The organism is Chryseobacterium sp. BGARF1 (assembly GCF_001677955.1).
In the GTDB taxonomy this organism is placed as follows: Bacteria; Bacteroidota; Bacteroidia; order Flavobacteriales; family Weeksellaceae; genus Chryseobacterium.
On the sequence record NZ_LELA01000059.1, the window covers coordinates 1 to 9,698 of the forward strand.

Here is a 9,698-nt window from a genome sequence, read left to right on the forward strand (position 1 = left end):
TCGCTCCTAAGGAGCTTTATATTTACTTAGATTTTCCCTGCTATGAACAGTCAGCTCCGAGTGGAGCTTTAAAAAATTGAGTAAAAATCAGAGAGGTTCAAAAAAAAGCTCTAAATAGGTTATTCTTTACATTGTGGTTAAAATTTGAACTGTAAACTCTGGTATGTTTACTTAGGAACTCTTTCCTAGCCCGGATTGAACGGTATGTTTGAGCTCTTTTTGCTAAAAAGGAAAGGCAAGGCGCAAAAAAGCGAGTAGTGAAAGCCGGAAATAGCTACTGGAAAAAGTATTAGTGTTGGAGGGTTAGAGTGTGGGAGGCATCTTATATTATATATCAAAAAAATACCCCTGAAAAATTCAGAGGTATTATATATATATATGATGCAAATTAAAATTCTGCGTTTTTTGGAGTTCTTGGGAAAGGGATCACGTCACGAATATTGGTCATACCCGTAACGAAAAGAACTAATCTTTCTAAACCAAGTCCGAAACCTGCATGCGGAACTGATCCGAATCTTCTGGTATCAAGATACCACCACAATTCGTGCTCATCAACGTGCATTTCTGCCATTTTAGTTTTCAAAACATCTAATCTTGCTTCTCTTTCTGAACCACCGATGATTTCACCAATTCCTGGGAAAAGTACATCCATTGCAGCAACGGTTTTGTTATCGTCGTTCAGTTTCATGTAGAATGCTTTGATCTCTTTTGGATAATCGAAAAGAACAACCGGACATTCAAAATGTTTCTCAACCAAGAATCTTTCGTGCTCAGACTGAAGATCTGCACCCCACTCTTCTATTGGATAAGCAAATTTTCCTTTTTTATTTTCTTTTGAGTTTAATAAAATCTCAATTGCTTCGGTATAAGAAACTCTTTTGAAACGTTTAGCAATTACATTTTCCAGCTTTTCGATTAAGCCTTCTTTTGCTCTTTCTTTTTCTGGTTTTGATTTTTGCTCTTCTGCAAAACGCTTGTCTAGAAACTCTAAATCATCTTTACAATTGTCTAAAACATACTGAATCACATATTTTAGGAAATCTTCTGCCAAATCGATGTTGTCTTCCAGATTATTGAAAGCAACTTCTGGTTCGATCATCCAGAATTCAGCTAAATGACGGGTTGTATTTGAATTTTCTGCACGGAAGGTGGGTCCGAAAGTATAGATTCTTCCCAATCCCATTGCTGCAGTTTCACCTTCAAGCTGTCCTGAAACCGTTAAGTTGGTTTTTTTACCAAAGAAATCCTGAGCAAAATCGATATCGCCTTGCTCGTCTCTTGGAATATTATTTAAATCGAAGTTGGTTACGCCAAACATTTCACCTGCTCCTTCCGCGTCTGCACCGGTAACAATTGGAGTGTTGATGTAGAAAAATTGGTTTTGGTTAAAAAATGAGTGAATTGCAAAACTCACTGCATGACGTACTCTGAAAACCGCTCCAAATAAATTGGTCCTGAATCTTAAATGCGCCTGCTCTCTTAAAACCTCTAAAGAGTGTTTTTTAGGCTGAAGAATCGTTTTATCTCTTTCTTCGGTAAAGTTATCTCCTAAAATAATGATTTTTTTAGCGATAATTTCTACACTTTGCCCAGCTCCCTGGCTTTCTATCACCTCTCCTACTACTTTCAGAGAAGAAGCTGTGCTGATTTTACTGATTAACTCTTGGTCGAAATTTTCAAAATCAACTACAATTTGCAAATTATTAATCGTAGAACCATCATTTAGTGCAATAAAGCGATTTGAACGGAAGGCTCTTACCCAACCGTAAACTGTAATATCATGATGTAATACTTTCTTGTAGCCCTCAAGGACTTCTTTAATCGTCTGCTTTTTCATTTGTTGATTAATAAATTTTTGTATAAAAATTAATGACTGCAAAGTTACAAAAAAACAACGCAACTTAAAGTTTACGCTGTCTTTTTAAAAATATAATCAATTATTAAATCTAAAAAATGAGTTTTATAATCAATATCAATTAAAAAACACTGACTTCTTTCTCTGCTTTCCTTTTGTTATTTTCCATGCATGAAAAGCGCTTGGTACATCATACTGCCATTTTGGAAGAATTAAAATAATCAGAATTACATCTACATGAGCAATAAATCCCAGAATTACGGTTGTATAAAATGGCCAACCCGCCTGTTGAAAGCCTATTAAGTATGTAAAAGCAATCAATAAACTCAATCCCCACAATTTTGAAAGCCATGCATGAGTACAAGTTTCTTTGCCGAATTTTAACCAACTTATAATGTAACAAAGCGCTTCCATCATGAAAATAACAGCAATTCCTATCCATTCTTTTTTAATTAATTCTGAGTTTAAAAAATAAGCTGCAAAACCAAGCGAAAGCCAAAAAATCAAATCAACCTGACTGTCGAGCCTTCGTAATTTTTCTGAAGAAACTCCGACTTTTCGAGCGATGATTCCATCAAAAATATCGGTAAGCAATCCGATAAACATTAAGGCTAAGATTAAAAATCGAGACTCTTCGCCTTTTACATAAGCTAAAAAGAAAATAATCGGTGCAAAAAGAAAACGAATTGCTATCAATATATAAGGTATATTTTTCATGATTTTTCTTTTTTTTAGATTTAAAACTTAAAAAGTAAGCTTGTTTCAACTGAAAATGAATTAAAACCTTCTGGCGTTATCTCTCTGTTCCAAAATCTGTAAGGGAGATAAGAAGCCTGAACACCAATTCCTATATTATTTTTCCAAAAGCGAATTCCCTGACCTATTTTTAAAGATGAAAAAGTAGCGGTATTAGTATCTATATTCGTAGTATAACTATTTTGAGAATCGTTTTTCTCGGGCTCATCTTTTGGAATATCTCCGTCATTAAAAATCAATGTATGAAGACCTAATTCTGAAACCCATTCTATTTTAATGTTTTCAACATGGTATTCTTTTACCATTCTCACTCCTAAATTCCATACAAATTCTTCTGAGCGAATAGGATAAAGCAAACCTTCTTTTTTATAATTAAATTCATAAAAACTTTTGCTGTAACCCAAATTTGTTCCCAATTCTAAACGGGTTTTAGTTTCATCAACAGGAAATCTATACCAATATCCAGCATAAAACCCTGCATTTTGTTTCGTTTTAAACTTAGAAAAGTTCAAAAATGAGCCAACTTCTATTAAAGATTTTTCAGATTTTACTTTTTCCAGACTTTGTGCAGAAAGATTCAGGCACAAAAACAATCCTATGATAAATGTTCTCATGGCTTAAAAATTTATTAATGGTAGTGTGCGTTTTCCGTTTTTGTTCCAGAAACCAATCTGAAGACCTTTCATTTTGCTTGATTTATTAACTAAACCAAATTGAAGACCTTTCCCGTCAATATTTCTATTAACAAAACCAATCTGAAAACCTCTCAGAATTTCAGTACTATTAACAGCTGAAAAACTTAAGCCTTTTATTTCTTTAGATGAAACACTCAATGGAGCAATGAAAATTCCTTTTCCTTTCTCAATGTCAAAAGAAGATAGTGAACCCATAACTCCATTCATAGTGTGACCATAATTATACAGAGAAACACTTACTCCGTTGTGACTTACCCCTCTTAAATAACCTGCCGAAGAAATATTAAGCCCATTTACTTTAATAAGTTCTTCATCTTGAGCTCTTGGAGGATTATAAAAAAGCAAATACATCAAACCTAAAGGATTAACTTCTAAATTTAATCCGTTTACTTTCTGTATTTCTGTTAGATTATCATCTTTGAAAAGATATTTAGGATCGAAACCTAATCCAACTGCCAATCCATTTACTTTTATGATGTCATAGTTCAAAGGAGTTACAGCGATTACTCTTACTTCTTGTTCATTTGCCTTTAAACTGTCCTGGCAAAACATCAAACTATTGAGTATAATAGCAATGACTAAAAATAATTTCGTTTTCATGATACTTGTTTTAAAATTATACATCAAAGCTAAATTTGAAAACCATTTTTCTGAATGCGAAAAAAAATTAAAATAAATTTCTACATTTGTGAAAATCGCAAAAGCAATGAATCAGGAAATATTACTGAAGCAAATCAGAAAAAAAATTGGTGATAAATCTTTGAATGACGAGATTGCCAACATCCTCAATATCAGTTACGACGCTGCTCACAGACGTACTTCTATGAAAGCAAAATTCAGTTTTGAAGAAGCTTTGGAGTTAGCAAAGTATTATCAAATTTCTCTTGACCAGTTTTTGGGAACAGAAAATCAATTGGTGGTAAAAAGAACACGCCCGGTAAAAACTCAGGAAGATTTACTGCACTTTTTTGAAAGTTCATTGAAGATTCTGGATGTTTTCCAAAGCATCAATCAGTCGAAAGTCTATTATTCAGCGAAAGATATTCCGTTTTTTTATACGATTTCAGATACTATTCTTTCGCGTTTTAAATTTTATGTTTGGATGAATCTGCTGAATGAAGATAAATTCCTCTGTTCTTTTGAAGACTTTGACCTTCCTTATCATTCTCCAAAAAATGAAATGCTGAAAGATTTATATGAAAATCAAAATGTAACCGAAGTATGGAACGACACAACGATTATGAGTATTCTGATGCAGATTTCGTTCTACTCAGAAATGGGACTTTTAAAATATAAAGATATTGTGCTTATTTTAGAAGAAGTGAAAAGCGTCATTCAAAATATTGAGCATAAAATACAGCATAATCCTGATTTTAATTTTTACGTCAACGATTTGGTGATCTTAAGTAACAATATTTTGTTTAAAAATGAATATCAATCGTCTTTTTTTATTCCTTTCAATATGTTTGGATACATGATGACCAATGATGACAACACTTGTAGTGATACTTTGGTTTATTTTGAACACGAAATTAAAAACTCAAAATCGTTGAATACCTCTGGAAACCGAGAACGAAAAATGTTTTTCAATAAAATGTATGATCAGATTGAAAATTTAAAACAGAAATTAAAATGAAAACGCTAAGTAATGGTGAATTTTTCGGACAAACCAACGAGACACTCAGTTTTGATGGACTTATCATTACGGATACAGAATATACCCATTCTTTCGTTGATTGGCATTATCATGAAAATCCTTATTTCACTTTTCTGTTACAAGGAAATATGACAGAAGGCAACAAAAAAGAAACATACGACTGTTCTGCAGGAACATTGCTTTATCATCACAGGGAAGATGCCCATTACAATATAAAACCAGATATTTTCACCCGTGGATTTCACATTGAAGTTAGAGAAAATTGGTTTGAAAAATTTCAACTTTCAAAAAATCAAACTGAAGGAAGTTTTAATATTAAAAATCCTGCTTCAAAATTATTAATTCATCAGATATTTAAAGAAACTAAAATTAATGATGCTTCTTTTGAATTGTCTGTTAATCAACTTTTATTAAAAATTTTCAATCAATTATCCAGTCAAAAAGAGAATTTGGGAAAGAAACCTATTTGGGTAAAACAAATCGATGAAATTTTACATGAAAATTCTACAGAAAAGCTAAGTTTAGAAGAACTTTCTCAAACCTTAGACATTCACCCGATACATTTAAGCCGAGATTTTCATAAATATTTTCATTGTAATTTGGGAGAATACCTTAGAAAATTAAAAGTCGAAAAGTCGCTGAAACTCTTGAATGACTACGAATCTTTATCTGAAGTAGCTTTGGAATGTGGATTTTCCGACCAAAGTCATTTTATTCGCTGTTTTAAAGAAAACATTGGAATAACACCTTTGAAATATAAAAACTTGCTGAAATAGCAGCAATGTTAATTTCATTCTATTTTTTCCGAAAGTCAAAGCCTAATTTTGTTTAAATAAAATTTATTGTGAAAAGAACCTTTTTATTAGTTTTAATTTTCGTTTTCTGTCTTTCATTTAGTCAAAATTCAAACATTGTTGAGCCGGAAAAAATAGAAAATTCTGTTCAAAAAAATCATTTGGGCGAAATTATGTTTTTGGACAAAGTTATTTCATTAGAAACCACAAAAGAAACCGATTTTCTAAAATCTATGATTTTTAAGGAAGACAAAGATTTAGACATTCGAGTGTTTCTTGATAATTCCTTAATTAATTATTTACATCAACTTGATTCTTCTTTAACTGCTGACGAATTGCTTAAAAAAGGAAATTATCAATTTAGTTTCTTCATTGACGGAAAGTTAATTTATACTGAAAATTTAAATTCAGGAGCTGGAACTTCAGAAAGCAAAAAATTGAAAACAAATTTTAGAATTCCTTTAATGAGTTCAAAGAATGAAGATTCTTGGGGGAAATTTCTATGGTCACGGTTTTATTTGACGAATAACGGAATTGATGCTTTGAATGAAGGAAATCATATTTTAAAAATTGAGATCAGACCTTATTTAAAAACTCCAACGGTGAAAACCGGAAATATTATTGCGCAAGGAGAAATTAATTTAACTGTTCCTAAAAAAAATATTTCAGAACAGCAGATTACTGTTCAAAAAATTAAACCAAATAGCGGCTGGAAAATCTCTGATGAGAAGTTTGATCAAGAAAAAATAAGGGCTTTAAACACAAAAATTGCAGAAAACAGATTCAGAGATATTACAAGTATTGTCGTTATTAAAAATGGGAAACTTCTTTTGGAAGAATACTTTAATAAATATAACAGAGACAGTCTCAACGACACGCGATCTGTCGGAAAATCTTTTGCTTCCGCATTAACAGGAATAGCCATAAAAGATGGTTATATTAAAAATGAAGAACAAAAGATCAGTGAATTTTATGATTTGAAAACTTTTAAAAATTTCTCTTCTCAAAAGAATAATGTCACGATAAAAAGTTTGTTGACCATGAGCTCGGGTTTTGAAGGAAATGATCAAGATGAAGAATCACCAGGAAATGAAGAAAACATGTACCCGACTGATAATTGGATCAAATTTATTCTTGATTTACCCATGACAGAAAATAAAATCGGGGAAACTTGGAATTATTTTACAGCTGGCGTCGTTTTATCGGGAGATATTTTAGATCAATCGGTACCAAAAGGATTGAAAAATTACGCAGATAAAAAACTGTTTCAACCTTTAGGGATTACCAATTATAACTGGCAATTCACTCCTCAGCAAAAACCTTCTTTGGCAGGTGGATTAAGAATGAATACTTTAGATTTCGCAAAATTCGGACAGCTGTATAAAAATAATGGTGTTTGGAACGGTAAAACAATCTTAAGTAAAGATTGGGTCAAAAAATCTTTTACCAATTACTTTTCAAATACTCCTGATTTTGAAGGCTACGGATATTTGTTTTGGAGAAAAGTATATACAATAGGAAACAAAAGTTTTGAAACCTATCAATCAAGCGGCAACGGAGGAAATAAAATCATCATGTTTACAGAGTTACCCATTGTTATGGTCATTACTGCCAGAGCTTACAACCAACCCTATTCACATTCACAAGTTGATAAAATGGTACAAGAATATTTATTGCCTGCTGTTTTAAATAAGTAAAAAAAAATAGACTTTTAGTTTGAACTAAAAGTCTATTTTTTTATATCTGCTTTATAATGATTACTCATCTTTTTTTGAAGGCACCAAAAATACATCAATCAAACCTTCAGGAAGCTGCATTTTGATAAATCTTTCATCACGGTCAACCTCAAGAATCCAGTCTTTAATCAAAGGAATCACCACTTCTTTACCATCCAAATTGGTTACAAAATAATTCTGAGCCGTCTGATCATTTACAGACCTGATGACACCACAGCTGTTATCCTGCTCATCAAAAATTTCATAGCCGATAATTTCATGATAATAGAATTGTTTTCCCGTAAGTTGAGGCAAACTCGTCAAAGGAAGGTAAACACTTTTCCCTAAAGACTGGTCAACCAAAGCTTCATTAGAGTTTTTAAAAGCAATATTCAGAGCATCTAGCTTACTCCAAGAAGATCTTTCAATAAAAAAAGGTACCAGCAAACCGTTGATCTCTACAAAAATAGAATCTAATTTTTTGTAAAGTTCGGGTTGATCTGTGTCTAATTTAAGAATTACATTTCCTGCAAGACCATGTCTGCGTGTAATTTTTCCTAAAAAATAGCAATCTTCTTTTTTCATAATGAGGTTAGAATTTTAAAAATCTGTTTTTACTTTTAAAACAAATTTATTTATTTTTTTAAACAACAAAGACACGAAAAAATCGTGCCTTTGCTTTGTATCTTTTTAGAAGAATTAAGCCTGAGCTTCTTCAGTTCCTTCTGCTTCAGCAGTTGGTTCTTCTGTAACTTCTTCAGCAGGAGCATTTGCAGCCTCTTCAGCAGCTTTAGCATCCGCTTCAGCTTGTGCAGCAGCAGCAGTTCTAGCTTCTTTTACTTTAGTTTCAGCATCCAAAGCAGCTTTTTTAGCATCAGATTTAGCAGTTGCCAAACCTTCTACTTTGCCTTGTACTTTAGAATCTTTAGCTTCTACCCAAGCAGCAAATCTTTTTTCAGCTTCAGCTTCGTCAAAAGCACCTTTAGCAACACCACCTTGTAAGTGTTTTTTGTAAAGAACCCCTTTGTAAGAAAGGATAGCTTTAGCTGTATCAGTTGGCTGAGCTCCGTTGTTTAACCACTTTACAGCAGAATCAACATTTAGATCTATTGTAGCAGGGTTTGTAATTGGGTTGTAAGTACCTAATTTTTCGATGAATCTACCATCTCTTCTAGCTCTTGCATCTGCAACTACGATATGGAAAAAAGGTCTTCCTTTTGATCCGTGTCTTTGTAATCTGATTTTTACTGACATAATGTTTGAATTTTAAGGGAACTCGTCCCGATTTAATATTTAAGTCTGCAAAGATAGTAAAAAGTTTCAAGTAAAAAGACCCAAGTAAAAAGTTTTAGAATAATATTTTTTAGGAGCCGGGAACCTGCTTTCCGCTATATCTTTTTCGCAAGCACTTTTTTCAAGCCAATGCAGAAAAAGGATGTCGCTGCAATCAGGGCTAGGGTATTTTTGTGTTCATCAACATTTGTCATTTCCACAAAATAATCATCTTAATTTCAAACCAGTATTTCTTATCATTTCAAAATTTCCACACTACACAGATTGTTACATTGCTACACTAATTACATTGTTATATTGACCTAATCAACATTTCCCATGTAAAACAAACCAAGACACTTCTGGTTTTCTTCGATAGTTAAAGAATCTTTCAAATGGTCAACAATTTTTGGAGAACTCCAGTAGCAACCTACTCCATTTGCATTACAAGTAAGATACATATTCTGTACAGCCATAGAAACCGCTGCAATTTCTTCCCACTCAGGAACCATTCCGCTAAAATTAACAATAATCGAAACCACAGCGTCTGCTTTATTGATTTTAAAACCAATATCCTGATATTTCTTTTCTAAAAAAACTTGTGGATCTTGAGTCGATTTGTAAATTTCCTGCATTTCTACAGCCAAATTTGCTTTTTCTTCCCCTTTAAAAACTTTGAAACGCCAAGGTTTTGTACGCTTATGATTGGGAGCTAATGTTGCCGAATGAAGAATCTCATCAATGATTTCCTGAGAGATTTCTGTTTGGTTATAATCTTTTGGGAAGATGCTTCTTCTCTGTTCTATAATATCTTTTAAGACTTCTGCTTTATTCATTTAACAAAAATAATGAAAAATGCCGGAAGCCTCAAGCGGGATGAATGAAGTTTAACAATGATGATAATTGATAATTGATAATTGATAATTGATAATTGATAATTGATAATTGATAATT

At 32.4% G+C, this 9,698-nt stretch carries 10 protein-coding genes; 3 read left to right on the forward strand and 7 right to left on the reverse strand.

Annotated features, from left to right (window positions below; all coding sequences use genetic code 11):
- Positions 1 to 388 precede the first annotated feature (388 nt).
- The 4 genes from asnS to AB671_RS12230 all read right to left on the reverse strand — a co-directional run bounded on the left by asnS (position 389) and on the right by AB671_RS12230 (position 3,906).
- Entirely contained in the window at positions 389 to 1,837 is a 1,449-nt protein-coding gene (gene asnS, locus AB671_RS12215) for an asparagine--tRNA ligase (protein ID WP_066680120.1), read from the reverse strand.
- A gap of 135 nt (positions 1,838 to 1,972) precedes the next feature.
- Complete coding sequence (locus tag AB671_RS12220) at positions 1,973 to 2,572, reverse strand: CDP-alcohol phosphatidyltransferase family protein (RefSeq protein ID WP_066680122.1); 600 nt, start codon at positions 2,570 to 2,572, stop codon at positions 1,973 to 1,975.
- Positions 2,573 to 2,592: 20 nt separating this feature from the next.
- Positions 2,593 to 3,225, reverse strand: coding sequence for a hypothetical protein (locus tag AB671_RS12225; protein ID WP_066680123.1), 633 nt, complete (start codon positions 3,223 to 3,225; stop codon positions 2,593 to 2,595).
- 3 nt (positions 3,226 to 3,228) lie between these two features.
- Positions 3,229 to 3,906 carry an LA_2272 family surface repeat-containing protein gene (locus AB671_RS12230; RefSeq protein ID WP_066680187.1) on the reverse strand — a complete coding sequence of 226 codons (678 nt, stop codon included), beginning with the start codon at positions 3,904 to 3,906 and terminating at the stop codon, positions 3,229 to 3,231.
- Between the two features lie 88 nt (positions 3,907 to 3,994).
- Between AB671_RS12230 and AB671_RS12235 the strand changes: the two genes are divergently transcribed.
- The 3 genes from AB671_RS12235 to AB671_RS12245 all read left to right on the forward strand — a co-directional run bounded on the left by AB671_RS12235 (position 3,995) and on the right by AB671_RS12245 (position 7,454).
- Positions 3,995 to 4,942, forward strand: a complete 948-nt coding sequence (locus AB671_RS12235; RefSeq protein ID WP_228390976.1) for a helix-turn-helix domain-containing protein — start codon at positions 3,995 to 3,997, stop codon at positions 4,940 to 4,942.
- Positions 4,939 to 5,739 carry an AraC family transcriptional regulator gene (locus AB671_RS12240; RefSeq protein WP_066680126.1) on the forward strand — a complete coding sequence of 267 codons (801 nt, stop codon included), beginning with the start codon at positions 4,939 to 4,941 and terminating at the stop codon, positions 5,737 to 5,739. The genes AB671_RS12235 and AB671_RS12240 overlap by 4 nt, the downstream gene beginning before the upstream one ends.
- Positions 5,740 to 5,807: 68 nt before the next feature.
- Complete coding sequence (locus AB671_RS12245) at positions 5,808 to 7,454, forward strand: serine hydrolase domain-containing protein (protein WP_066680128.1); 1,647 nt, start codon at positions 5,808 to 5,810, stop codon at positions 7,452 to 7,454.
- 60 nt (positions 7,455 to 7,514) lie between these two features.
- Here the strand turns inward: AB671_RS12245 and rimM are convergent, their stop codons facing one another.
- The 3 genes from rimM to AB671_RS12260 form a co-directional block, all read right to left on the reverse strand.
- Positions 7,515 to 8,057: a ribosome maturation factor RimM gene (rimM, locus tag AB671_RS12250; RefSeq protein ID WP_066680130.1), complete on the reverse strand. Its 543-nt coding sequence runs from the start codon at positions 8,055 to 8,057 to the stop codon at positions 7,515 to 7,517.
- 114 nt (positions 8,058 to 8,171) lie between these two features.
- The gene (locus AB671_RS12255; RefSeq protein WP_066680134.1) at positions 8,172 to 8,726 is read right to left on the reverse strand and encodes a 30S ribosomal protein S16; all 555 of its coding nucleotides are present in this window, start codon (positions 8,724 to 8,726) and stop codon (positions 8,172 to 8,174) included.
- 341 nt (positions 8,727 to 9,067) lie between these two features.
- Entirely contained in the window at positions 9,068 to 9,580 is a 513-nt protein-coding gene (locus tag AB671_RS12260; RefSeq protein ID WP_066680136.1) for a nitroreductase, read from the reverse strand.
- Positions 9,581 to 9,698 lie beyond the last annotated feature (118 nt).